This window comes from Sporosarcina sp. So3-204 (assembly GCF_058068165.1).
Genome location: NZ_CM176485.1, coordinates 3,445,992 through 3,470,946 on the forward strand (window position 1 = coordinate 3,445,992; position 24,955 = coordinate 3,470,946).

26 protein-coding genes are annotated in these 24,955 nt (G+C 38.2%); 6 read left to right on the plus strand and 20 right to left on the minus strand.

Features of this window, described 5'->3' with window-relative positions:
• Positions 1–358 precede the first annotated feature (358 nt).
• Both floT and AC3RV6_RS16980 read right to left on the minus strand, forming a co-directional pair.
• Positions 359–1,891 carry a flotillin lipid rafts scaffold protein FloT gene (floT, locus tag AC3RV6_RS16975; RefSeq protein ID WP_489747136.1) on the minus strand — a complete coding sequence of 511 codons (1,533 nt, stop codon included), beginning with the start codon at positions 1,889–1,891 and terminating at the stop codon, positions 359–361.
• Positions 1,892–1,909: 18 nt separating this feature from the next.
• Complete coding sequence (locus AC3RV6_RS16980) at positions 1,910–2,443, minus strand: NfeD family membrane protein (protein ID WP_489747137.1); 534 nt, start codon at positions 2,441–2,443, stop codon at positions 1,910–1,912.
• Positions 2,444–2,659: 216 nt separating this feature from the next.
• On the opposite strand from AC3RV6_RS16980, the gene AC3RV6_RS16985 reads away from it, so the two are divergent.
• The 4 genes from AC3RV6_RS16985 (at position 2,660) to AC3RV6_RS17000 (ending at position 7,239) form a co-directional block, all read left to right on the plus strand.
• A complete protein-coding gene (locus AC3RV6_RS16985) occupies positions 2,660–3,280 on the plus strand; it encodes a DUF47 domain-containing protein (RefSeq protein WP_489747138.1) in 621 nt (206 codons plus the stop codon).
• A gap of 12 nt (positions 3,281–3,292) precedes the next feature.
• Positions 3,293–4,291 (plus strand): inorganic phosphate transporter, encoded by a 999-nt coding sequence (locus tag AC3RV6_RS16990; RefSeq protein ID WP_489747139.1) that lies wholly within the window; start codon positions 3,293–3,295, stop codon positions 4,289–4,291.
• Between the two features lie 160 nt (positions 4,292–4,451).
• Positions 4,452–4,652 (plus strand): cold-shock protein, encoded by a 201-nt coding sequence (locus AC3RV6_RS16995; protein ID WP_489747140.1) that lies wholly within the window; start codon positions 4,452–4,454, stop codon positions 4,650–4,652.
• Positions 4,653–5,094: 442 nt separating this feature from the next.
• Positions 5,095–7,239, plus strand: a complete 2,145-nt coding sequence (locus tag AC3RV6_RS17000; RefSeq protein WP_489747141.1) for an MMPL family transporter — start codon at positions 5,095–5,097, stop codon at positions 7,237–7,239.
• Positions 7,240–7,305: 66 nt separating this feature from the next.
• On the opposite strand, the gene AC3RV6_RS17005 is transcribed toward AC3RV6_RS17000, so the two are convergent.
• The 4 genes from AC3RV6_RS17005 to AC3RV6_RS17020 all read right to left on the minus strand — a co-directional run bounded on the left by AC3RV6_RS17005 (position 7,306) and on the right by AC3RV6_RS17020 (position 9,643).
• The gene (locus tag AC3RV6_RS17005) at positions 7,306–7,479 is read right to left on the minus strand and encodes a hypothetical protein (protein WP_489747142.1); all 174 of its coding nucleotides are present in this window, start codon (positions 7,477–7,479) and stop codon (positions 7,306–7,308) included.
• 6 nt (positions 7,480–7,485) lie between these two features.
• The gene (locus AC3RV6_RS17010; RefSeq protein ID WP_489747143.1) at positions 7,486–7,947 is read right to left on the minus strand and encodes a hypothetical protein; all 462 of its coding nucleotides are present in this window, start codon (positions 7,945–7,947) and stop codon (positions 7,486–7,488) included.
• 44 nt (positions 7,948–7,991) lie between these two features.
• A complete protein-coding gene (locus AC3RV6_RS17015) occupies positions 7,992–8,645 on the minus strand; it encodes a pentapeptide repeat-containing protein (RefSeq protein WP_489747144.1) in 654 nt (217 codons plus the stop codon).
• Positions 8,646–8,770: 125 nt separating this feature from the next.
• Positions 8,771–9,643, minus strand: a complete 873-nt coding sequence (locus AC3RV6_RS17020) for a putative RNA methyltransferase (RefSeq protein WP_489747145.1) — start codon at positions 9,641–9,643, stop codon at positions 8,771–8,773.
• Between the two features lie 135 nt (positions 9,644–9,778).
• Between AC3RV6_RS17020 and AC3RV6_RS17025 the strand changes: the two genes are divergently transcribed.
• The gene (locus AC3RV6_RS17025; RefSeq protein ID WP_489747146.1) at positions 9,779–10,909 is read left to right on the plus strand and encodes a CAP domain-containing protein; all 1,131 of its coding nucleotides are present in this window, start codon (positions 9,779–9,781) and stop codon (positions 10,907–10,909) included.
• An 82-nt stretch (positions 10,910–10,991) separates the two neighbouring features.
• Here AC3RV6_RS17025 and AC3RV6_RS17030 read toward each other — a convergent pair whose 3' ends face one another.
• The gene (locus AC3RV6_RS17030) at positions 10,992–11,543 is read right to left on the minus strand and encodes a superoxide dismutase family protein (protein WP_489747147.1); all 552 of its coding nucleotides are present in this window, start codon (positions 11,541–11,543) and stop codon (positions 10,992–10,994) included.
• A gap of 155 nt (positions 11,544–11,698) precedes the next feature.
• Positions 11,699–12,382 carry a phosphoribosylaminoimidazolesuccinocarboxamide synthase gene (locus AC3RV6_RS17035; RefSeq protein ID WP_489747148.1) on the minus strand — a complete coding sequence of 228 codons (684 nt, stop codon included), beginning with the start codon at positions 12,380–12,382 and terminating at the stop codon, positions 11,699–11,701.
• A gap of 287 nt (positions 12,383–12,669) precedes the next feature.
• Between AC3RV6_RS17035 and AC3RV6_RS17040 the strand changes: the two genes are divergently transcribed.
• Entirely contained in the window at positions 12,670–13,527 is an 858-nt protein-coding gene (locus AC3RV6_RS17040; RefSeq protein WP_489747149.1) for a YitT family protein, read from the plus strand.
• Between the two features lie 172 nt (positions 13,528–13,699).
• On the opposite strand, the gene AC3RV6_RS17045 is transcribed toward AC3RV6_RS17040, so the two are convergent.
• The 12 genes from AC3RV6_RS17045 to AC3RV6_RS17100 all read right to left on the minus strand — a co-directional run bounded on the left by AC3RV6_RS17045 (position 13,700) and on the right by AC3RV6_RS17100 (position 24,897).
• Complete coding sequence (locus AC3RV6_RS17045; protein ID WP_489747150.1) at positions 13,700–14,770, minus strand: toxic anion resistance protein; 1,071 nt, start codon at positions 14,768–14,770, stop codon at positions 13,700–13,702.
• 5 nt (positions 14,771–14,775) lie between these two features.
• On the minus strand, positions 14,776–16,404 hold the full coding sequence (locus AC3RV6_RS17050; RefSeq protein ID WP_489747151.1) for a YceG family protein: 1,629 nt from the start codon (positions 16,402–16,404) through the stop codon (positions 14,776–14,778).
• Positions 16,405–16,460: 56 nt separating this feature from the next.
• Complete coding sequence (locus AC3RV6_RS17055; protein ID WP_489747152.1) at positions 16,461–17,267, minus strand: HAD family hydrolase; 807 nt, start codon at positions 17,265–17,267, stop codon at positions 16,461–16,463.
• Entirely contained in the window at positions 17,264–18,376 is a 1,113-nt protein-coding gene (locus AC3RV6_RS17060) for a cysteine protease StiP family protein (protein ID WP_489747153.1), read from the minus strand. Before AC3RV6_RS17060 ends, AC3RV6_RS17055 begins: the two co-directional genes overlap by 4 nt.
• A gap of 15 nt (positions 18,377–18,391) precedes the next feature.
• Entirely contained in the window at positions 18,392–19,765 is a 1,374-nt protein-coding gene (locus AC3RV6_RS17065; RefSeq protein ID WP_489747154.1) for a phosphoribosyltransferase family protein, read from the minus strand.
• Positions 19,716–20,906: an HpcH/HpaI aldolase/citrate lyase family protein gene (locus AC3RV6_RS17070; RefSeq protein ID WP_489747155.1), complete on the minus strand. Its 1,191-nt coding sequence runs from the start codon at positions 20,904–20,906 to the stop codon at positions 19,716–19,718. The genes AC3RV6_RS17065 and AC3RV6_RS17070 overlap by 50 nt, the downstream gene beginning before the upstream one ends.
• A 60-nt stretch (positions 20,907–20,966) precedes the next feature.
• Entirely contained in the window at positions 20,967–21,725 is a 759-nt protein-coding gene (locus AC3RV6_RS17075) for a TerC family protein (protein WP_489747156.1), read from the minus strand.
• Positions 21,726–21,798: 73 nt separating this feature from the next.
• Positions 21,799–22,377, minus strand: a complete 579-nt coding sequence (locus tag AC3RV6_RS17080; protein ID WP_489747157.1) for a TerD family protein — start codon at positions 22,375–22,377, stop codon at positions 21,799–21,801.
• A gap of 120 nt (positions 22,378–22,497) precedes the next feature.
• Complete coding sequence (locus tag AC3RV6_RS17085; protein ID WP_489747158.1) at positions 22,498–23,076, minus strand: TerD family protein; 579 nt, start codon at positions 23,074–23,076, stop codon at positions 22,498–22,500.
• 29 nt (positions 23,077–23,105) lie between these two features.
• Entirely contained in the window at positions 23,106–23,717 is a 612-nt protein-coding gene (locus tag AC3RV6_RS17090) for a TerD family protein (RefSeq protein ID WP_489747159.1), read from the minus strand.
• A 335-nt stretch (positions 23,718–24,052) separates the two neighbouring features.
• The gene (locus AC3RV6_RS17095) at positions 24,053–24,436 is read right to left on the minus strand and encodes a hypothetical protein (protein ID WP_489747160.1); all 384 of its coding nucleotides are present in this window, start codon (positions 24,434–24,436) and stop codon (positions 24,053–24,055) included.
• A 74-nt stretch (positions 24,437–24,510) separates the two neighbouring features.
• A complete protein-coding gene (locus tag AC3RV6_RS17100) occupies positions 24,511–24,897 on the minus strand; it encodes a hypothetical protein (RefSeq protein ID WP_489747161.1) in 387 nt (128 codons plus the stop codon).
• Positions 24,898–24,955 lie beyond the last annotated feature (58 nt).

The window sequence follows — 24,955 nt, forward strand, 5'->3', positions numbered from 1 at the left end:
TATTAAGAAAAAAAACACAGTTTACCGCGTTAATTAAGATAAAATCATTTCTTTGGTAGGTTTTTCTCGAGAATTAAAAAGAATTTTCGAGAAAAAAATTTAAAATAAAAATCAAATTTTCTTTAAGATACTTTGCGCATAAATATGGTTGTTTCCTTAAGAATGAGTCGACACTTTAGATATATCGGCGCTCCGTGGCGTTATATCAGACAGTTTGGACGATATATCAGCGCTTAATTGAATTATATCGACGCATAAACGAATTATATCGACGCTCATCGAAACGATATCGGCAAACCAGGACTTTTTAACCACCAAAAAAGAGACCATCAACTTGCATGGTCTCCCTAACTTTCAATTAATCTTTCTGTTCGCCGCTTTCTTCAGCAACCTTTTTACTTTTAATTTCCTGTGTCAGCTGATCAATACTCGGACGCAAACTACCTTTTCCTGAGTAGTTTTCAAGCATCTCTTTCATATCTATGCCGGAAGTCGCTTTCAATGTTTCCTGAAGAGTCGACATCAAGTCAGTCGCGTACGAAGTTACTTTATTCGCACCGCCGCCTTCTCCACTTCCCGTATCGACAACTGTAATCTTATCAATATTAGATAATGGACTTGCGATTTGTTTCGCATATTCAGGGATCATCGTAATGACCATATCAAGCATTGCCGCCTGACCGTATTGCTCAAACGCCTCCGCAATTTTACGCTTCGCTTCAGCTTCAGCAAGACCTTTCAATCTAATAATGTCTGCTTCAGACTCACCTTGGGCACGCTGTGAATCAGCCTTTGCTTGACCTTCAAGTCTTACTTTTTCAGCATCCGCTGTTGCACGTGCTTCGATTCCATATTTCTCAGCATCCGCTTCTGCCATGCGTCTCGACTTATCGGCAGCGGCATTTTGTTCAATGGCATAACGATCTGCATCGGCTTTTTTCTTAACCTCTGAATCGTACTGTTTCTCGCGACGTAGTATCTCTTTTTCTTCTAGTTCAATTTGCTTTTGTCGTTCAATAATTTTAATTTGCATTTCTTGCTCCATAACTTCTTGCTTGGAGCGAGCAGTTTGCAATTCATACGCCTGGTCAGCACGCGCTTTCGCAACATCCTGATCTAAACGATATTCTGCAACTTTCAATTGGTTTTCTTTTTCAGCTTCAGCAATTTCAGTAGCGCGCTCAATTTCCGCTTTTTGTGCTTCTTTAGATGCTTCAGCATTTTTAATACGCGTTTCTTTCTCTGCTTCTACTGTCGCAATGTCTGCGTCGCGCTTCACTTGTGCAATACGCGGTTTTCCTAATGAATCAAGATAACCGTTTTTATCACGCACATCTTTAATTGTAAATGAAACGATGATAAGCCCCATTTTTGATAAATCCTGTGAAGCAACGCGCTGTACTTCTTGCGAGAACATATCACGATTTTTATAAATTTCTTCTACAGTCATCGATCCCAAAATAGAACGTAGATGACCTTCCAAAACTTCCTTCGCTTCATTTTCACGGTCCTCTTTAGATTTCCCTAAAAACTGCTCAGCTGCTGTTGCGATTTCAATGATAGAACCACCGATTTTAATAATCGCTGTTCCGTCTGCCATTACTGGAACACCTTGCTCCGTATATACTTCTGGCGTTGTAACTTCAAGCTTACTCGATAGTAAACTCAGTGGTGCAGCTTGTTGAAAAATCGGAAATACGAATGTACCGCCACCGCGAATGATTTTAACACGATTTCCGGAGTCATCCGCATGAACATTTTTAGTTCCTAAATAACTTCCTGTAACAATTAGCGCCTCGTCTGGTCCTACGGTTTTGTACTTAGAAATATAAACAAGAATAACTGCCAATAAAACAAAAACGACAACACCAATTGCAATCCAAATTCCCATTAGCTAATCCCCCTAACTTTATTTAAAACGGAATGGCTCATACTCTTTGACAATGAAAGTTCCATTCCTAACTTCAATGACTAATGCTTCTTTTCCATAATCAATCGTTTCATTCTCATAACCAGCTGCACGTTTCGAAATTAAACCATTAACTGTTTCAATTACAATTTCACCATACCCATCAGCGGGAATCGGCACAATTACTTTGCTTACCTGGCCTATTAACGAATCATCAGTGTATGCAAGCGAAACTTCTGCAGATGATAATGGAAGCAAGATGAAATAATAAAGCAGTAATGTTAATACAAATGCGACGGCAAGTGCCACCATAATAATAATGCCACTGTTCCAGCTAACAGCCTTTTCAAAAATAAAGCCTGCAGCAGCTGTAAATGTTAGAAATGGTAGGATAACAGCTGGATCAATAAACGGGTTTCCTTCCCCAACCCCTTCAGCTATATCACTAAAAAATACGTAAAAAATCGTAACGATAACTGCAATAATTAGTGCATATAAATAAACTTGCTCAATCGGCTGACCAAAAAGTTCCACTTAATCCCCCCCTAAGTCTACTTGTTTTATGCATTAATAATCTATACGTCTGAAGCACCAAATAGTTTCATTTATTAGAAATTGATTTGTTATTTAAAGACAATTATTTTTTGTCTTTTTTATAAAAATCATGTCTTATTACGCACTAAATTCGTATTATTTTGTTATAATAAATCTACTTTAAAAATTATACCCTCAAGGGTTGGAGGCTTAACGATGTTTAATTCACGAAAAACAGATCCTTTTTTTGCCGCACTTTTAACCATCGCTGAAAATGTACAGGAAGCAGCTCACTATACATCCGACTTTAAAGTTGAGACTGTCGCGGACTTAAAACAAGTAAGCATTCGATTAAAAGTTTATGAAACGGAAGGCGATGAATTGATTCACGATATCATCACTAAACTCAACAAGTCTTTCATGACACCAATTGAGCGCGAAGATATTCTACAGTTATCGATTAAGATGGATGACATTCTAGATGGTATTGAGCATTTTGTTGCTTATTTAGAAATGTTCTCTCTCACAGAGATTGATGAGTATATCCATTCGTTTATAGATAATATCGTGAAAAGTACCGACGAAATCGTTAAAGCAATGAAGCTTCTTTCTAAAAAGAAACTTGTAGAAATGCGTGAACACGCAATAAAAATAAAGGATTACGAACGGATTTGTGATGAAATTGAACGTACCTCCATAAAGCAGCTTTTCATTAATGAAAAAGATCCAATCCGGATTATTAAATATAAAGAGTTATACGAACAACTTGAAGGTGTTGCTGATTATTGTCAAGATGTTGCGAATACAATCGAAACTATAATTATGCGTAACGCATAAGGAGGAAACTACGTGGATACAGTACTTCTCCTTACAATCCTAGTTGTAGTTTTCGCACTTGGATTTGATTTCATAAATGGATTTCATGACACAGCTAATGCAATTGCAACATCTGTCTCGACACGTGCGTTAAAACCTAGAGTAGCCATTATTATGGCCGCATCAATGAATTTCATTGGTGCATTAACGTTTACAGGTGTTGCAAAGACGATTTCTAAAGACATTGTCGATCCATTCATGCTTGATAATGGTGCACTCGTTATTCTTGCAGCCCTTATTTCAGCAATTGCTTGGAATCTAATCACCTGGTATTTTGCTATACCATCCAGTTCATCACATGCACTAATCGGCTCAATTGCCGGTGCTGCTATTTCTGCGGCAGGTTTCGGCATATTGAATTACGGTGGGTTTATTAAAATATTACAAGCTCTTCTCATTTCACCATTTATTGCACTTGCTGGTGGTTTCCTGATGATGTCACTCTTTAAAGTTTTATTAAAAAACTCGAGCTTGTTTAAAACGAACACCAGAATCCGCTATTTGCAAATCGGAACTGCAGCACTTCAATCTTTTACACATGGAACGAATGATGCCCAAAAAGCGATGGGGATTATTACGTTGGCATTAATTGCTGGAAATCTTCAAACGTCGGATGATATCCAGTTATGGGTTCGAATTGCAGCAGCAACAGCAATGGGAATCGGGACTTCCATTGGTGGCTATAAAATAATAAAAACAGTCGGTGGCAAAATTATGAAAATTCGGCCCGTCCACGGTGCAGCTGCCGATCTTTCTTCAGCAATGATTATTTTTAGCGCAACGCTTCTTCACTTACCTGTTAGTACAACGCATGTTATTTCATCCGCAATTATGGGTGTCGGAACCGCGCAACGAGTAAAAGGTGTTAAGTGGGGCGTTGCTCAAAAGATTGTTATCACATGGATTATTACACTTCCAGTTTCCGCTATATTTGCAGCGATTGTATATCGAATCCTAGCATTATTTTTTTAATTTAATCAATTCACTTGCTTTATTCTTTAATCCACGCTATGATAAAGAAGAATTATTTTTGTTCGACAACATGATGGTCTAGATAAATCTTGACCGCTACAAGAATTGAGCAAGGATAGTAACACAATGTGTACAAAATGTACACGAGGAGGAAACAAACATGGAACAAGGTAAAGTAAAATGGTTTAACGCAGAAAAAGGTTTTGGTTTTATCGAGCGTGAAGATGGCGATGACGTATTCGTTCATTTCTCAGCTATTCAAGGTGAAGGATTTAAATCACTTGAAGAAGGCCAAGACGTAACTTTTGAAATCGAGCAAGGCGAACGCGGTCTTCAAGCTTCAAACGTTACTAAAGACTAATTTGAACTAACCATTCAAAAGCTATTCCCTCTGGGGGATGGCTTTTTTCTTTGTTCATTTTTAATGAATGCGATTGCGTGGATACTAAGTAACGTACACGCTCAACCTCACAACGTTTTACATAAACTATGCAACATCAGCGATTCATTGCAACGTTTCTCGGATACTACGCAACGTACACGCTCAACCTCACAACGTTTTACAAAAACTATGCAACATCGGCGATTCATTGCAACGTTTCTCGGATACTACGCAACGTACACGCTCAGCCTCACAACGTTTTATCTAAACTATGCAACATCCACTCGGAACCTAGCAACATTTCCCTCGAACTATTTAACACCCACACTAATCATAGATATAAGACTTTTCCAACAAATTCCGTTACTATAGAAGCAAGGTAGATAGTTTTTATACACACTTCCCGGAAGGACTGACTTTATTGCGCTTACTTGCACGGTTCGTTACGACTAGTTATAAATATATTATTATCGGGTGGATTGCCATTTTTATTACATTAGCTGTTTTGGCTATTCGACTCCCCGGCATGCTTGAAGGTGACGGATTTAAAATGGACGGTGATCATGCGGCTGTTATGGAAACAATTTCCGAGACGTTCGACATGCCAGCTGAATCGATGTTCCTCGTTTTCGATAAAGTCTCTGACGACAAAATCGAAGCTACACTCAAAAAAGTAGAAAAACTTAAACTTACGTCCGCAATCCAATCACCTCTTGATGATGAGGCGCTCTATAAAGACAAAGTTTCATATGCGCTTCTTCATTTCAATAATGATAACGCCGCCCATATGCCTGATGTCGTTGGTGATATTCGCGATGCCGTCGGAGATGAAAAAGGCGTTATCCTAACAGGTGCCTCTGCAATCGCTAAAGACATTAACGCTGCTAGTCAACGTGATTTGATCAAGGCAGAGGCAATCGGGCTTCCAATTGCGGTTATTGTTCTATTGTTCGCATTTGGAACAGTTGTTGCTTCTATAGTTCCACTAATGATAGGCATCGTCACGGTCATCTCGTCTTTCGGTATTTTGACGATACTCGGTGGATATACAGACTTATCCATCTTTATATTAAATATTATTCCCATGCTCGGGCTCGCACTCAGTATCGATTTTGCGCTTCTGTTCATTAGTCGATATCGTGAAGAACGGAAATTAGGCAGTATACAAGATGCAGTCACGAAAACAATTGTTACAGCTGGACGCTCAGTCATCTTCTCAGCATTTTGTGTTTTCATTGGACTCGGTGCAATGCTCGTTATTGAAGTTGATTTATTTCAAAACATCGCTGTCGGTGGAATGATTGTTGTTACGATGGCTGTTTTTTGCTCAATTACACTTCTTCCTTCGATACTTCTGGCGCTTGGCGACCGGATCAATAAATGGCAAGTTCTAAAGGAAAGAACAACCGGTGAAAGCGGCTGGCGTAAATTTGCTAAAGCAGTTATTAAACGACCTGTTACCATCGCCGCTGTTGCGCTTGTTCTTCTTTCGATTGCGATTATTCCAGTAAAGAATATGAACTTATCGATTCCGCAACTAGACTCCTTACCGGCGTCATATGATTCTCGTCAAGCTTTCGAACTAGTAGAAAATGAGTTCAACCTAACAGATAAATCACAAGTGTACTTGATTGCGGAGCGCGATAAAGGTTGGGAAAATGAAGACGGCCTAAACGCCATTAAGAAGTTGGGAGATGATCTCACTAGCGATAAACTAGTAGACGAGGTCACAACCATTTTCACCGCGAGTAATATTAACTCTGTCGAACAATGGAATCAAGCAATGATGTCACCAGAAATGGCAGCTGGACTCACGCCATTATTAGAGACATTCATTAGCGATAAAAAACTCATGATTCCCGTAAGTCTTGCTGCAGAAGGTTCATCTGATGAGGCACAAGATTGGGTTCGTGATTGGTCCAAGGATAAGACTGAGTGGAACTTAACAATTGGTGGATCACCGAAATTTAATCAAGAAATCTTTGATGAAATCTTCGATAAAATTGGGTTAGTTCTCGGCATCATTATCATTTCTACATTCTTTATTCTAATGATCGCTTTCAGATCACTCGTCATTCCCGTCAAAGCTATTTTGATGAATATTATTGGACTTTCTGCAGCTTTTGGTCTTCTTGTTTACGTTTTCCAGTACGGACATTTCGGGATTCCAGCGGGTACAATTGCACTCATTATTCCTGTTATCGTCTTCAGTCTTGTCTTTGGATTAAGTATGGACTATGAGGTCTTCCTAATATCAAGGATGCAAGAAGAATATGCGCAATCATTTGATAATGATAAGGCAACAGTTGAAGGTCTTGCAACGACAAGTAAAGTCATTACATCCGCAGCACTGATTATGATTGTCCTAACGGGCGCATTTGCATTCACAGACGTCATGCCAGTGAAACAAATAGGTGTCGGCATAGCTCTAGCAGTCGCCATCGATGCAACAATCATTAGACTTCTTCTCGTACCAAGCCTGATGAAATTGTTTGGGAAATGGAATTGGTGGTTACCTTTCGGAAAAGGACTTTATCGCCCGGAGGATAAACAAAATCGAAAATAGTAAAAGCGCGCGTAGATGATATCATCTACGCGCGCTTTTATTTAACTAGCAATCCAATATGTAGATTTAAATCTCTAAACTTATAGGATAGCTTATACCATCATGATTGCTCGAGTGGCTTTGGTTAATCCCCATTTCCTCTTTTTGTTTATTAATTGTCGCCATCATTGAAAAATAAACTGCGCCAACAACAAGAATGACGAAAATGACGATACCGATCACCAAAGTTTTCCCTTTCACAATTCATCACTCCTCAACTAATGTAAAACGCTCTTCTCTTAAATAAGCATAGGCTTCTCCGACTTCGCCAAAACTTTCTTCTAAGTTAAGTCCGTGGTATAAATTCCAAAATCCTTCTTCACCAATAAGTTTCAATTCGACACCATCGCCGTTTTTCCACAATTGTTCAATTGGTTGCTCCACATCTTCTTCCTCAGATAAAGATTCGATAGCATCCGTAATTGTTTTTCTAAGTTCTTCTTCTGTTGCCTCACGAATGTTAACGAGTCCGCGATCATCTGTTTCGTACCCTGGAATATCCGCAACATAAACAAAGCCGTTGCCGTTAGGATGAAGATGTTGAACGACGACTGTTTTATCAAACAAACTATCCTCATAATGATAGTTCACACGTTTCATCGATACATTTTTCTTCGTTAATTCTGGGAATGACTCAATAATTTCTTGTTTTTGTTCAAAAGTTAGCATAAGTTAGTCTCTCTTTTCCATTCGATTTTGTAATTAGTATACCATTAATCTTCTTTTACTGATAATCCTAGAACACGGGCAAAACTAATTGCCTGCTCTTTTGACACAATACATCCTGCAATTTTCTGCATTGATACCTCAATTCGCTCGTAAATATTAGTCGATAAATCAATACCATTCAAATCGGTTTCCGTAAAATTAATATTATCCATTTTACTTGTCAAAAACCGTACCTCTTTAAATGAGCACTCATAAAACTCTGCATCCGATAAATTACAAGCCGAAAATTCGACTTCTTTCATTCTAGAAAAGTTAAAATTACTATATTTCCCGTCGCATTCATTAAACAATGTATGCACAATGCCTGCATTCGCAAAGTCGGCACCCGTTAATTTCGAATTTACAAATTCACATCTGTGAAATACCGCATTTTGGAAATTCACATTTGAAAAATCGCACGCTTCAAACACAACATCGACAAATTCAGTACCTCTTAACGCGCTCCCTGAAAAAGATACTTTTTTAAACTGCACACTATCGAAGGATAATCTCTCATCCTCGGAACCGTAAATTACGCCGCCATTAATACTAACCCTTTCAACATAGCCTTCATGCCGCCAAACGTCATCTGCTAGCATTTCTTCAAGTCCCATAGATAATTTTGGACGTTGTCGCTTTCCAATCCCTTTTCGAGTCAAGCTATGTACCCCCTTATCGCGTTCTAATTTCTGTAATAATTATTAGTAAAACTACAACTCCCACCGCTAATATATAGAACCAACTTGGCACACCACTAATCCCCCCAAACATGCGATTTCCCCTTTCAAAGCGCGTCTTTTTTAAAGCCAGCAATGACATTAAAATCTATTGTTATCATAGGAATATCGGCGCGAATTGCTTCAGCGACTTTTTCTGAACTCGCACCCCAAGTTAGTGGCGTCATTTGAATTAACGATTGTAATAAATCAGGATTTAATGGAAATTCATAGACCACTTTCTCGGTAGTAACCAGCTCAAAGTGCTCAGAAAAACGCTCAACTGGATCTGTTTCTGATTGCTTTTTCTCTTCATCATAAAACACAGCCCTGAGCTCTTTTAAATATCCACTTCCAGGTACTACTTTCACAAACAGCCCGTTCGGCTTCAAAAGGCGCGTAAACTCCGCGTAATTCGCAGGCGATAAAATATTTATAATGCCATCAAATTGTTCATCTCGAAAAGGACAATTTGCCAGATCAGCTACCGCCCAAACGCTCCCTGGGTTCTCTTTTGCCGCAGCCACAATACCTTCTTTTGCAAGGTCGATTCCTACGCCAGCGACATATCCCTGAAGCGATGATAATATATTATTTAAATGAGATCCTTCCCCACACCCTGCATCGAGAATTGCAGACGCCTGCTGACTCCCTAAATGTTTTGTGATTTCCTTCGTAACACAATCAAGCATTGGATTAAAAAAGCCGCTCTCTGTAATTGATTTTCTAGCTAAAAATAAAGATTTGTCATATTTCGTTGCATGTGCTTGAGGCGCAAGATTCACATAACCTTGTTTTGATAAATCAAATGAATGATTCTCCTTACAAACAAGTCTTAAATTATCTACTAACTCCATTTGAGTCAAACAAATTGGGCATCGAAATATATATTCATTCTTTTTCATTACTTGTGTATTCATCATTTTTTTCGATAAACTCATTACTCTACTCCGTTCAACTGTGGTTCCTCTAGTATACAGCTTTTATTCCATTTCTGGTAATGGTCGGAATTAAGTATGTTCCCACTGTATTCATCCTACATGGACAGGTTACAATAGAGTTAAGGAGGCTATGCCGTGAAACGATTATTCTGGTTTATTCTATTTATCACCCTTATATATTTTGTTAAGCCACTTTGGGAAGAACCCGTCTCCAGATACGTAGACATCTCTTTCTTAGAACCTGTTGATGAAAAAATAGTCACTTTATTAAATAAAGATTCTTTAACAAACTCAGTTCACTTCATTAGTGATACTGTCGATAAGGCCGTTTTGTTCATCAGTTCAATTACTGACGAAGATGAAGCCAAAGTTGTCAATAAAGTTAAAAAGCCAGCGTTAGAAAAACCTGAAAACAGCCAGCTTTCAGTTCATAATATAGAGCTTGGAACTACCGAACAAGAGGTTATAGATACACTTGGCACCCCAAACCGACAATCTGTAAATGAATACGGAACGAAGTGGCAAACATTTCATAAAGAATTCCGTAATTTCATGATGCTATCATATGATGAAAACCGTGTAGTGAATGCACTTTATACAAATGACGACCTTATTTCATCAGCATCAGGCATTAAATATGGTTCTCCAAAAACAATGGTACGTGAAGTATTCGGCGAACCGCTAAAAGAAATGCGTAAAGGATTGAATATCTATATTCTCCAAGATAGTGAAGAGTTTGACTTGTTTGAAGTCGGAGATATGTATGTATACGTCTTTTATGACCTTCATAAAGATGACACGGTAACTGCACTTCAACTCATTTCAAAGTCGCTTGAAAAAAATAAATCCGGCATTTACACAGCTGGCGACGCCATGCTTCGGAACGGTTTCGAAGAACAATTATTTGACTTAACAAATGCTTCACGTGTCCGGAATGGTTTTGGTGCACTCGAGTGGGACGCCCATGTTTCAGGAACTGCTAGAAAACATAGCCAAGATATGGCAGTCAACGATTATTTTAGCCATGAAAATAAACAAGGTAAATCCCCTTTCGATCGCATGAAAGATGATTCAGTATCGTTCAGAGGTGCTGGTGAAAATCTTGCATATGGACAATCTAGTAGTATTTTTGCACATGAAGGATTAATGAATTCGGCTGGACATAGGGAAAATATTTTACTTGAAACGTATAGTCATCTTGGTATCGGCGTTTCATTTAATGAAAAATCACAGCCTTATTATACCGAAAATTTTTTACTTAAATAACTTGGTAAAACTGTTTGTATTTCGTTAAGAAAGCTAAAAAGATAGGGATCCCACTAACAACATCTGTTAGTGGAATCCCTATCTAGTTTAGTATAGCCGCACATGCGATACGTTCGCCCGCATTTCCTGCTGGATCAGTTTTGTAATCATCTTCTTGGCTATGAATGATGATTGCACTTCCATCTTTATCAAGAATAGTATTTTTCGCACTTGGATCTAATGTAATTTTATTTAAGTTCAAACTTACATTTACGATACCATCATGATCCACATCAATATTTGGCAAATCTCCTAGATGATAGCCTTTCGGATTATCAAACCCATGCTCTTTCTTAAAAGGATTCAAATGTCCTCCGGCCGTTTTAAAATCTGACGGCTCACACTTGCCAAATTCATGAATATGAATGCCTTTTTTACCCGGTGGAAGGTTTTCTGCAATTACATCAATTGTAACACCTTCTGTATTTTCAACGATACTTACTTCACCAATTTTTTCACCATCAGTGTTCAGGATAGGCGCAGAGACAGCTTCGACCTTTTCACTACTTACAGGTTGCAAATTTTTCTTCTGTCCGCATCCAGCTAATAATATGACTAAACTCGTTATCAGAATGAAACTTAATAGACGCTTCAAAAAAATTCCTCCTTTACATACTTTCTTATAAAGGATGGCTTAAATTATATTTATTAAACATTATTACCAAATAAATGTTTAATAACATAAAAGTTAACTATAAAATAAAAATCGCAATGAATCCATTTTGTATGGAATCATTGCGATTTTCTCTATTAAGCGAGCACTAACTTTTCAAGATCCATTGGATTGATATACGCGCCATTTTTATACACACGCATATTACCACCAGAAATTTCATCTATAAGCATAATTTCATTCGTTTCACTGTCGCGGCCAAATTCAAGTTTGATATCATATAATTCAAGTCCTTTGGCAGCTAACTCTTCCTTAACAACAGCGGAAACTTCTTTCGTCAAAACCTCAAGTGTCGCATACTCTTCTTTTGTCAAAATACCAAGTTGTGCAAGTCCATCCGCATTTATCGGTGGATCATTTCGGTTATCATCTTTTAATGTTACTTCTACGAAGGCATCTAGCGCTTGTCCTTCTTCACAATATGCGCCGTATCTTTTTAGAAAACTTCCAACGGCACGGAATCTACAAATAACTTCAAGACCAGTTCCAAACATAGCAGCTTTGCGAACGGTCATCGTCACTTCTTCTATATTCGACTCAACATAATGTGTCGGGATGCCTTTGTCTTTCATTTTCTTAAAGAAAAACGTCGTCATGCGAAGGCCTGATTGCCCAACACCTTCAACTGTTAAGCCTACTGTATTTGCTCCCGGATCAAAAACACCATCTTCTCCGGTCATATCGTCTTTAAATTTCAAGAGAACATTGTTACCACCAGCGTTATAGACATCTTTCGTTTTTCCTTTATAAATGAGTTCCATCTGCCTCGTCCCTTTCCATCGATCAGTTCTATCACTTCTTCTATTATAGAGTAATTTCGGTAGAAGAAACAGAAATAATATGTCTGTTTTTGTGCATATTAACTTAAAGCAGTTAGTAAAACTTAGCAATATTTAATATCATCAATTTTTCTTATTATTGAAAATGATATAAAATAGCAATTAACAGTACCATTTTCCCAATAAATCCTATACAATTGTTCACTACGACTATTCACTAGTCATTAATTGATTAAGTAAGTTATAGCATATATATCAAGGAGGTCCACATGTTTTTTATAGAAGCAAAACGTATTGCAGTTGTTATTTTCGGCTCTCTATTAGTCGCCATTTCTTTAAACTTCTTTTTAATTAATGCAAACGTATATGCAAGCGGCTTTGCAGGTGCCGCACAAATTATATCTAGCCTGTTAAGCGATTTCGTTGGAATTAATATTAGTACTGGGATTCTATTGTTAGTACTTAATATTCCTGTCTTTATATTAGGCTGGTTCAAAGTAGGAAGAGGATTTACCATTTACAGTATCGTATCTGTTGTGTTCGCAACTCTTTTCCTTGAACTATTACCCGTCATTACCGTATCTAATGATATTATTCTAAACGCTGTTTTTGGCGGTGTTATTGCAGGGGTTGGAGTTGGTTTATCGCTAAAGTTAGGGGCTTCAACAGGCGGCATGGATATCGTCGCTATGGTGTTATCGCGCTTACAAGATAAACCAATCGGTTCTTACTTTTTAATACTTAATGGTATTATTATTGTCATGGCAGGCGTATTATATGAACCTGAAAACGCCCTTTATACAATGTTGACTTTATATGTAACGATTGTTGTAATTGATACACTACACACGCGTCACGAAAAAGTTACCGCAATGATTGTTACACATAAAGCAGATGAATTACAGCAAGCCATTCACAACAAAATGGTGCGCGGGATTACAATTATCCCTGCAAAAGGGGCTTATTCGAAAGAAGATAAAAGTATCTTGTATCTTGTTATCACACGCTATGAACTATATGATTTAGAAACTATTATTAATGAGGTTGATCCACAAGCCTTTACAAATATTGTCCAAACCGTCGGGATCTTCGGATTCTTTAGACGTGAAGGCGAAGTCTTGAAATAAGAAACACCAAGTTCTGTGTACGTACAGAGCCTTGGTGTTTTTATTATATCGTGATCTCCAAGAGAATGTCTCTCTTTGTAAGCAAAGCCACATTTAAGCTTCACTTTTTCTTTTCATTTCATTAAAGATAGATGAGTAAAGTCATCTATCTTTATCTATCTCATACAGAACGCTACTTACCATGGTTTTTCATCGTGTCCTGAAGTTGAGCAATGCGCTTCATCCCGTCTTCTCTTGCGCGTTTGTTCTCTTCCTCAATTGCTCTCGTCTCGTCTAGTCCCTTAACAATTGTGCTCCAACTCTCTTCAATTGTCTCGATTTTAATACTCGGACCACCAGCTAAACGTGCAATATCAGCACTTTGAGTCGCGATGTTTTGGGAATTACGTAACAACATTTCATTCGTACGTTTGTCCAGTTCACTCATAGATTCCGCTACAAGTTTTTGGCGTTTTGCGGCCACTGCTTGAATAATCCCATTTTTAAAAATCGGAATTGTCGTGATGAAAGCTGAGTTAATCTTCCCGATTAGCTTAGTATTACCACGTTGTAAAAGACGTAATTGCGGTGCTGTCTGAAGTGCAACCATTCTCGCCATTTCTAAGTCATATACACGCTCATCAAGTGCTTGAATCGCATTACTCATTGTATCTAATTCCATCTGTGCAAGTTGATCACCACTGGCTGCACGTTGTTGAAGATTGGGTATAAGTGCACTTAGTTCTTCACTTTTAATTTGTCCCGCAACGACATATTTCTCTAGCGCCATATAATAATTAAAGTTCTGATCATACATCTCATCCATATTCGTTGTCGAGCGCATCATTTCATCTTTATACTTTGAAATTTCAATATGTATACCTTCTATCTCTTTACCAATCGTTTGATATTTACCAAACACCTTCTCGATTAACTTATCCCCTCGGTTAAAGAGCTTACCCAAAAATCCTTTTGGTTCATCAAAATCATTCTTATCAAACTTATCCATTGTTTTTCCAAGCTGCCTCAACATATTACCTGAATCGGTGACACTTGATGAACGCATTGACGCTAAAATACGGTCAGAGAAAGTAGAAATTTCAACTGCAGGGTCTTTACCGAATTCTAACAGTGCCATCTGATTTCTTGTGTCAATTGAACGTACTAAGTTATGAACTTCTGGATCCTCACGTAACTGATTGCGCATTACCTCTGCCTTATTTTCCGTCAATACTTCTACTTCATAGTTTTTCGTATCTTCCATTATTATCAACCCTTTCCACTAAAAAAACGATTTATAAAACCACTTACAATAGAACTTTCTTTTTTACGTGCCTGAAATGTTAAATCAAATACCATATCTTCAAGTAAATGATGGTCAAAATATTCTTTGTCGATAAAAAGCTCCAAATCATTATGCCCCGGCGGATTATACAACACGATGTCTACTCCGATTTCATTCAACAATAATAGTAACGCCGTATCGGCACGCGATAGTACACCATTTATTTCATTGTTAAACAAAATGATTTTAGGAATGTCCTGTGAATAATCAAATGTTTGTAGCACATTTAATAACTCTTCTGGAATCGTCGTTGCCTGTGTAAACAAATACAGTTGTACTTGCTCTTCACTTTCTCCGTGCTGTGCTTTCAATTTAGGTGTTGCACACATTCTTGAAATTGCTGCTGCAATCCCTCTCTGTACACCATCGCGAAGCTGACGATACTGCCACCAATTTCCCTGTAGCATTTTTTCAGGATCAAGCCGTCCATCTCTCCCGAGCGCATGTTGATAATGATATTGGTTGTTCGCTTTTCGATCTTGTATATAAGGAAAACTTTGCACCAACACACTATTAGGTAGATTGATAAGTGCATTCATCTTATCCCAGTAATCTTTTGGATTAGCCGAAACACCAGAAACTTTCGAAAACAGAGAAGGGATTTTCACTTCTTCCGCATTGGATGAAAAGTTGGGACGTATAAATGCTTTTTCTTTTGCCAGCAAAAAGATTTCATCATACGTTGTTTTCAAAGTAACGGAAACAGGTAGATGCTCTCTAAATTGCCAAGGCTTATAAAACGCCGAGCCTTCATGGTGCAGCACGTGGTCAATTTCTTTGGACGCACGATACGCAACAGTTCCTTGACGTTGAGGCTCCTCTTTCGGGAAAGGCCTGAGCGCCATCGTTGTCGGATAGTTGGCCACGATTGACCACTTATCGTCGGGATCAACTTCTTTAAAATCATCTTTTCCTTCAGGATGAACAATGACGATATCTATTCCTAATAACAATAAATAATAGCAAAAGTATACCTGACTTTTATTCATATCACCGTACCATATGACGTGCGGTACGTCTTCAGTTATTGGCGCCGCTTTTACCCAAGGGTCAAGATGATTCCACGTCCATTTAATGATATCAAGAAAAACACGTCTGAATTCAGGATGGGTAAATGCACCCACATGATTTTTCTGAAATAATTCAAAGACATCAATAAGCGCAGCACGAACGAGCCGATTAAAAATAGGGTCCTTTTCGTATTTAGGCAATAATTGATGCCCTTCTAAAAATGCGACAAAACGATTAATCGACAACTTCGGTTGCTTTTGAATGAGATCATAGATTTCTTGGATTGCCCTGAACCGTTCAGGCGCGATTGTTTTATCGAGTATTTCAGATAAAATATGCACACCAGGGTTTTGACTGACGGTGTATAGCTCAATTTGATAATCCGTTTCATCAAATCCCGTTCCTAGTATACGTGCGGCAATCCGGCTGTACTGCACACTATCTTCATCCAACTTGTACTCGAGACGAGCGGCAGTTGGCTTCACTAATTCAGTTGCCCAGTTCGTATAATCAACCGTTTTCAATATTGGTTTCCTGATCATCTCAACTCCCCCTTTACATATTTTCACGCAAAGAGAAGGAGTCCCAGCGTGCAGTATTAACGAGCATTGAAAGTTAGTTCTAATTGCATCGCAATAATTGTTTCTATAATTTCTTCCCCTGCTAAAATACCTTCATGTTTCGTTAAACCAAGATGACCGAAATTCACTGCAGCTTCACCGTGCCTAGGGATCAAACCAAAAGTCGCCTGCTCAACTAAACTGATATCAAGTAAAGAATCTCCCGCAGCATAAACCGTCTTGATACCTTCACTTTGCGCAACATAATTCACTGCATCCCACTTATTCACAAAAAGTGGAACGAAATAAACCTTTCTACCTTGCACCGATAAAGTCCAATCACGCTCAGCCGCCCACTTTGAATACTGTCGTAATAATGCAGATGGAGTTGACTTTGGATGAATGATTAAGCAAATAAAAAACGGGTCTACTTTGCGAATTTCTTTCAGCCATGATACATCAGACGTCACTTCTATCATTTGCACAACATCGTCTACTGTAACAACACTTCTGTCAATCTTCGTCTGCATGTGATGTTGCCAATCGACATCAACTTCATCGTTTTTCAACACGACACCACCATTGCATACAATTGCATAAGTCGGACGAATCTTCTCTTGAAAAAGGGATATCCGTTTATACTGGTCTATCGTTCTCGTTGTTACCGGCACAAATAGCATCTCTTTAGATAACCTTACCAAAAGGTCAATCGTCTTTAAGGTCATAAATGTAATTTCTCTTCTATTATATATTTCAACACTCTGAATAGGGTATTCTTTTTGATTTTCATCTAAAAATCTTTTCGAATAAATAAGCGTACCGTCCAAATCACTAGCGAACATCATTTTAGATCCAACGGCTTTATGAGCCCACAACAAGTATAAGACATCTGTTCATAAACCTCTACAGGCACATGACGTTCTTTCGCCAATTGGAAAATATGCTGCAACCGGGCATCATCTAAATCTTTCACAAGAATCTTCCATGGGACACGCCGCAGGAGGACTCGTGTCGTCTCTCCTACACCTGGTTTAATTAGATTGACATCCTTTATAGCAAATTCCTTTTGTATCGAAGTAATCGTCTGGAGGCCTTTCCAGCTTGGGGTCATATCTGTCACTTTCAACAAAGCTTTTTCTCTCGCAATAAACGGTGCTGCTGCCTTAAATTCAGCTGTAATCACGTCAATATGATAATTTGACACATCTTTGTCCGCAAGCTCTGTATACACCTTCGCCCCGTGAAAATCTGTTTCACCAATCCATAGACTGTTTAAAACCGTGCGACTGACAAGACCAGAAACCGTGGAATTTAAGCAAGCACTTGGAATAAGAAAGTCTTCTCGCGTCCCATAAAGCGTCGAACAATATCCTGGATCTGCTAACACAACAAGCTCATCATCCAACACAACACCATGCTTTTCATTTAATGATTGAACAGAACGCGTCAACTCTTTCTGAATCGCACCCTTACCTGTCCAGCCGTCCACAAAGACAATGTGCTCATCGGGGTGTTCGTTAATAATGTAAAGCATCGCATTTTCATCAATCCCACGCCCACGAATAATGGATACACTATAATGAGGCACATCGAATCCATGTACTTCTTCCAAATAACGCTTCATCAAAATACCAATTGGTGTTCCCGCTCTCGCAAGTGAAACAAGTACAATTTCCTTGCCTCTTTTCTCTATTAAAAGCTCAGAAACTGTACCAACCGCAATCGCCACTTTCTGTTTGTACTGTTCGAGTGATGCATAAAATAATGATAAATACTGTTCAGAAGGCTCATACTCAATTGGCAACATTTCCGAGTAATGGACGCCGCTTTGAATAGCCTCCTCTCGCTCATCTACGCCTTTTTCAAGATGTGCGTTCGTTAAATCCTTTAACAGAAATACAACATCATCTGATGAATAACTGCCTTTAACCGTTTGCACTCTAGGTTGTAACACGCAAGAACCCCCTCTTCAAATAAAATCGACAATATGAATAATTGGAACATGTTTAAACTGACGCAACATCGGCTTCAGTCTTTCCGCTTCAATCGTACGTTCAAAAAATAAAAATACTTCATCATATTGTTGATCCAACACATTGTACGCATAATTCATAACAGAAGGATCATCTGGACTCGCATATGGAAAGCGACTTTTTATAGGATAACGTTCTTGATTCATTGGAAATATAGGGCTTCTTGTCGTCGAATGATAGAGAACACCTTCCCCCATATAGACTGCTGTTTTCATCGGAATATGCATGAACTCACCAGTGCCAAGGCACAACGTTTTTTCACCTTGACGCAACGTCTGTAAATAGTTCCCAATTTTTTCAAAATATGCTTCAGCATTTGCGTTTCCTTCAGAATGAATGCCGAATCTTCCTGTTAACGCTAAATAAGGCGCTCCATTTTCAATACCAAGTGAATCGACAGAGCAATATGCGTAATGTGGAGATGGAACAGAAAATGATCCTACATTTATGCGTTGGTACTGGGGTGTATCAACCATTTCTTCTTCAACTTGATAACTTTCACTAATATTCGGAACACCTTCTACACAAATAGTCCCGGACAGCAAAGAATACATATTAATCTTCACATCATGGGCCTTTTCAAAAGCCTCCAAATTCGCACGGTCTTCTTCACTACGCCAGTCTAGCAGAGATAACACAGCATATTCTTTACGTGGAAACTTTTTTTGTATAGAAGCAATAATATTCAACGCCGTTTTCCCTGTCGTAATTTCATCATCTACAAGGCAAATCGGTCGATCATTTTTCAAGAAATGCTCTGGCGCATAACAACGTTGGTCTGTCGCATGGGAATGCTCTTCCTCGAAGTACAGCGTGACGTCTTGATCTACAAGCATTTCTCTCGTTGAGTGGATATAATCTGCATTAAAAAAACATTCATACACACCATGGCCAAGTGCCGTCGCCGTTTCCGCAAAACCGATGAACAAAATACGTTCATCCATTGTATAATCCAGCTTCTTTACTGCCTTATATGCCGCATTTAACTTTTCATTCGAACCGTCGATTAACGCATCAATAAGTACTTCTTTATTCGGGACTTCCTTCAACGTCTTACTTTCATAATAAATAGAAGCAAGAAGTGCCGAAGCGATGAGCGGAACTTTCGGATTAAGTGGAATGTGCTTCCCGAGTACTTTACTGACGAATAAAAAAGAGCGTTTCTTATTAATTCGTGCCGCCATTTCATACAACGTTTCCACCGGAAGTTCGTATGGATTGGCATCTATTTTAATATCGACTGTTAAATTCTCACCAATTTCATGTGTATGTTGGTTTGGATAATAAGTCGATGAACGTACTGTCCTCATTGTACACCCCGTATATGTCCGACTTGAGTAAAACTTTATGCGCCCAATTCAAATGAGGTTTGATTTCATTCATTTTATTTTGAAATTCGCTTTTGAATACACCTTTTTCACCCGTTGCCTGCTGTACAATACTAAGCGCATCAACGTATTCTTCCTTAGATACTACATGTAGCGCTTGCACGGGCAACAAGTGCGTTGGGTGAATAATCGTTTTCCCGACTAACCCATTCACTTTATCCAACAACGTTTCTTGAATTAAGCCATCAAAATCTTTGCGAATTAATTCTTTCCTTAACAGAACCCCTTCTGAACCAAATTGTTCTTCAAATGGGGTTTCTCGTAGCTGCGGTTTTAAAAAGCGTTCATTCGAAGAAAAATGTTCCCATACTGGTCCTGATATCACATAGCCATCTGATGCGCGTCCAAAAATATTAACAATGTCTGTAATGAGTTCATTGACGATGGAGATTTCGTAAATGGTCGTTTCACTATCTCTTCTTAATCCATAAAGACCGCATAAATCAGTTGCGCCAATGCGAATATTTAACACTAAGTCACCATACTGATCGACGATTCTCTTTAACGAAAGAAGTTCATCTAAACGACTTTCTTTATAAAGAACATGAGGTGATTCTAAAATCGGCATCCCGTATATAATCGTTTCTGTGTGCTCATTTATCGAACGAAGTTCAGTTAAGAGTTCTTCTGCATTGTCAGTAGAAAACTTAGGAAATACAAAACCGACTAAACTCTGAAGTGCTTCACCAAGTCGTTCTGATATACTTACCATCTGTTTAGCCGTTCTTACTCGCACGAAAATTAATGGCTTCGCTTCCTCTGAAAGAAGTCCATCTTTAACAGACTTTCTAATTTTTTTCATCTGCTCAATGAGATTATTCTCTGCTTGCTCTACTTCATTATCACCAATAGCGTCTTCTAAGCAAATGACCAGCGTAACAAGCTCTTTAAACTTGTTTGTAATAATTAAATTCGCAATGTCTAGTTTTGTAGCCGGCATATATAAAATGGCGCCTAGACTGTAAGCTAGGCGCTTTTTATCTGTATATTTCGTCACCATTTGTGGTTGTCGGAAAAATAATTTTTCTAACTGTTTTTTTGATAAATCGCTGAAATATTTCAACCTATACACCTTCTTCACACTTCAATTTTTGGATAAGAAAAAAGAAGGAACGACCCTTCTTTAGTTTTTAATCGCATGCTTATTTATATTGTGAACAACAAATGTAGCAGCAAATGTAATGATTAGGATGATGAAGAACGCTACGTGTGATAATTCAAAGCCGAGAACACTAGCACCCATCTTAACAGCAATAATTAAAATAAGAATATATGCTGTCGTTTCTAATTCAGGTACCTTATCAATTAGCTTTAAAAACACGCCTGCAATTCCACGCATCATTAATACACCGAGCATTCCACCGAGTAGTAGTATCCATATTTTTTCGCTCACACCAAAAGCTGCAAGAACACTATCTACTGAGAATGCTATGTCCATAATCTCGACAGCAGCAACTGTCCCCCAAAACGTACCAAAAAGACGAATTAGGATTCCTTTTGCTTTAATGCCCTCTTCTTCGCCTTCTTCGTCTGCAACTTTGGATTTATCAATAAAGTATTTAATCGCTAACCAAGCAAGATAAGCTGCGCCTAATACTTTAACCCACCATAACTTGATGAGGAGAACTCCAATACCTATCGCGATAAAACGGAAAACGTAAGCACCTAGCAAACCGTAAAAAAGTGCTTTCCTACGTTGTTTTTCTGGTAAATGCTTAACCATAACAGCGAGTACAAGCGCATTGTCTGCAGATAGCAATCCTTCTAGAATAATTAGTGTACCAATTAATCCCCAACTAACTGGGTCTGTTAATACGTTTATCCACATATCCAAGTCAAAAAAAGCGGCGTAAGTGTCAAATATACCATTCAAAATTTCCATTAGTTCCTCCTGTTGTATAAAAATAAAGTATGTAAATTTCCAGCGGAGGCTTATTAATCAAAACTTTTGAATCTTAGACTTCTAACCCATAATTTGCACATAATGATGCGAGACCACCTGAAAACCCACTGCCAATTGCATTGAATTTCCAATCGTTTCCGTGTTTATAAAGCTCACAAAAAACGACAGCGGTTTCAATAGAGAAATCCTCGCCTAAGTCAAAACGAAGCAATTCCTTACCTGTCGCTTCATCTGAAAGACGAACAAAGGCATTCGACACTTGTCCAAAGTTTTGGCTACGAGATTCCGCATCATGAATCGTCACAGTAATACCGATTCGGTCAACGTAAGAAGGAATTTTCGAAAAATCGACAATGACTTGCTCATCATCTCCGTCACCCTCGCCCGTACGGTTATCACCCGTATGCAAGAGCCCACCGCTTGGATGTTCTAAATTATTGTAAAAAATAAAATCGTGATCATTTTGACAACGATTGCTCGCGTCTACAAGAAATGCAGATGCATCCAGGTCAAACTCCTGTCCACCCGAATACTGATTTGTGTCCCAACCAAGTCCAATGACACCACGTACAAGACCAGGATTTGTTTTTGTTAAATCAATCTTCTGTCCTTTAGATAACATAATCGCCAACTAAACCACTCCTAAAGATTAATTAATTGTATATTACCATTAACTAACAAGATAAAGATGCAATATACCGCCACCTTTTGCACTTTACAAATTGTGGCGGTACCTGTCATTCTTTTAAAATTATGCTTGTAAACCGTAATCCTTAACAAGTGAAGTAAGTCCACCTTGATAACCACTACCAATTGCATTAAACTTCCACTCGCTACCGTGTCTATACAATTCGCCAACAACAACAGCTGTCTCAATCGAGAAATCTTCCCCGAGATCATAACGAATAAGCTCTTCGCCGCCTGCGTCATTCATAATGCGCACATAACTATTTGATACTTGACCAAAGTTTTGGCTGCGCTCATCTGCGTCATGAATCGTAATTGTAAAAGCAATTCTTTCGACCGATGCTGGCACATTCACCAGATTGATTTGCACTTGCTCATCATCCCCGTCGCCTTCACCCGTCAAATTATCACCCGTATGTACGACAGATCCGTTGCCGCCTTGAAGGTTATTAAAGAAGACAAAATCCTTCTCATTTCCACATTTCCCAGCAGCATTTAATAGGAAAATAGATGAATCTAAGTCAAAATCCTTACCACCATCATATTTATTCGTATCCCAACCAACACCAACCGTAATATTCGTTAATCCAGGGTTACTTTTCGTTAAATCAATTTTTTGTCCTTTACTCAATGAAATAGCCATTTAGCCAACCTCTTCCTATTTTTTATTATTTAAGAATAACGTGTTACCATTTGTGACAAACCGGGGTCTGTTGAACCTGAACCGACCGCAGCGAATTTCCATTCATTCGCGTGACGATAAATCTCAGCAACCGTTAAACTTGTTAAACCAGCATAATTTTCCGATAGGTCAAACTTTAAAAGTTCTTCATTTGTTGAAGAATTAATAACGCGAATAAAAGCGTTCTCAACCTGACCGAAATCTTGCTTACGTTTTACACAATCATAAATATTAACAACAAATACAAGCTTATTAACAGTTGCAGGCACTTTGTTCAGTTCAATTACGACTTGCTCATCGTCACCGTCGCCGTCGCCTGTAGTATTGTCCCCCTTATGCAGTATGCTTCCACATTTACTTTTTAAATTACCAAAATAAACTAAGTTGTCCTTACCCAAAAACTTGTCATCTTGAAGCATGATAACAGAAGCATCGATATCCATATTTCCGCCGCTGCTACTTCCACCACCAAATAGACCGCCAAGCAATCCGCCTGACTTTTTGACAATCGGATCCCAGCCAAGGCCTACAGTAATTTTTTGAAGACCTGGATTACCTTTTGTTAAATCAATTTTTTGTCCTTTTTGTAAGCTGATTGCCAAACAAAACACTCCTTCTTTGTTTCAATTTTTGCTACCCTAAATAGTGCATATATTTCATAATACAGCATAAAATTTGTTACCACAAATACTAGAATTCTTCACAAATACTTATTAGTATAGGGGTTTTATTTCATGAATTCTTATAGGCTATCGCCTCTTTTATCTGCTTCTTTTATTAATACGTTTTATAAGTTTAATAAGTTTCATTTTTATTACTTTATTTTATTTTTATTATCAATTACACGATAGTAAACTTGAGTTACATGTAATCACTCGAATTAATGATCCCATTTTTTTCATTTTATATGAAAAAACACAAAAAAGAATCCATGCAATTAAGGATTCTTAGGACTCGTTATTTCAAAAACATCAATTACATTTTTATTAAAAACCACGCAAATCGTTTCATCTTCTTTACCAAAATATCGAATCATTTCCGTACTTTCATCCTCAAGCTCAGTCCAGCCCCACTCTTTAATTTCATTGAGATAATGCGGTTGCGGCCCATCATCATTTTCGCCACCAATATTATTCAACTTATACTTCGACGATTTTGTAATTTCATCCGTGCAAGCTTCAGGTTTAAGTTCGCCCGCATTTTTAGGAACCGGAAAACTATAATTAATCAAAGACATACGATAACCTTCGTCAGCGCTAAAACTATTTGAGCAACCACTTAACATACAGATTACTAGTAGAATCACCATTATCCGTTTCATAAACTCTCGCCACCTCACAGAAGATTCTCCAGAACAATTTAAAAAATAAAATAAGAAAAAGGAACCTTTATATCTTACAAAGGTTCCTCTTTCGAAAACATTTCAAATATATCAACTGCATTTTCGTGAAAGATTAGACATAGTACAGTAGAGTCTTTCTTAAAATATCGAATCATTTCCGTATTTCTATTATCAAGAGAGGTCCAGCCTTGATCTGAAATTTCATCTAGATAATGCTGAGGTGGATCTCCGCCATTTTTCCCACCAATATTCTTCAATTCATACTTCGCCGCATGTAAAACACCTGCCGCACAAGCTTCAGGCTCAACTTCATTAGCATTGTTGGGTACCGGGAAATCATATTTTAACAACGACATATTATATCCTTTATCCGGACTAAATGAATTTGAACAACCAGCAATTACACTAACAATCATTAAAATGACAACTATTCGCTTCATGCTGCATATCTCCTTATTAAAGCATTATTTTAATATTACTAATTAAATTGCCATCTGT

Coding starts and splice junctions, on each gene's coding strand:
- floT (WP_489747136.1), bottom strand. CDS start 1,891: ATGGGAATTTGGATTGCAATTGGTGTTGTCGTTTTTGTTTTATTGGCA.
- AC3RV6_RS16985 (WP_489747138.1), top strand. CDS start 2,660: ATGTTTAATTCACGAAAAACAGATCCTTTTTTTGCCGCACTTTTAACC.
- AC3RV6_RS16995 (WP_489747140.1), top strand. CDS start 4,452: ATGGAACAAGGTAAAGTAAAATGGTTTAACGCAGAAAAAGGTTTTGGT.
- AC3RV6_RS17010 (WP_489747143.1), bottom strand. CDS start 7,947: ATGCTAACTTTTGAACAAAAACAAGAAATTATTGAGTCATTCCCAGAA.
- AC3RV6_RS17020 (WP_489747145.1), bottom strand. CDS start 9,643: ATGAGTTTATCGAAAAAAATGATGAATACACAAGTAATGAAAAAGAAT.
- AC3RV6_RS17035 (WP_489747148.1), bottom strand. CDS start 12,382: ATGGAACTCATTTATAAAGGAAAAACGAAAGATGTCTATAACGCTGGT.
- AC3RV6_RS17040 (WP_489747149.1), top strand. CDS start 12,670: ATGTTTTTTATAGAAGCAAAACGTATTGCAGTTGTTATTTTCGGCTCT.
- AC3RV6_RS17045 (WP_489747150.1), bottom strand. CDS start 14,770: ATGGAAGATACGAAAAACTATGAAGTAGAAGTATTGACGGAAAATAAG.
- AC3RV6_RS17050 (WP_489747151.1), bottom strand. CDS start 16,404: ATGATCAGGAAACCAATATTGAAAACGGTTGATTATACGAACTGGGCA.
- AC3RV6_RS17055 (WP_489747152.1), bottom strand. CDS start 17,267: ATGATGTTCGCTAGTGATTTGGACGGTACGCTTATTTATTCGAAAAGA.
- AC3RV6_RS17065 (WP_489747154.1), bottom strand. CDS start 19,765: ATGAGGACAGTACGTTCATCGACTTATTATCCAAACCAACATACACAT.
- AC3RV6_RS17075 (WP_489747156.1), bottom strand. CDS start 21,725: ATGGAAATTTTGAATGGTATATTTGACACTTACGCCGCTTTTTTTGAC.
- AC3RV6_RS17085 (WP_489747158.1), bottom strand. CDS start 23,076: ATGGCTATTTCATTGAGTAAAGGACAAAAAATTGATTTAACGAAAAGT.
- AC3RV6_RS17095 (WP_489747160.1), bottom strand. CDS start 24,436: ATGAAACGGATAATGGTGATTCTACTAGTAATCTGTATGTTAAGTGGT.
- AC3RV6_RS17100 (WP_489747161.1), bottom strand. CDS start 24,897: ATGAAGCGAATAGTTGTCATTTTAATGATTGTTAGTGTAATTGCTGGT.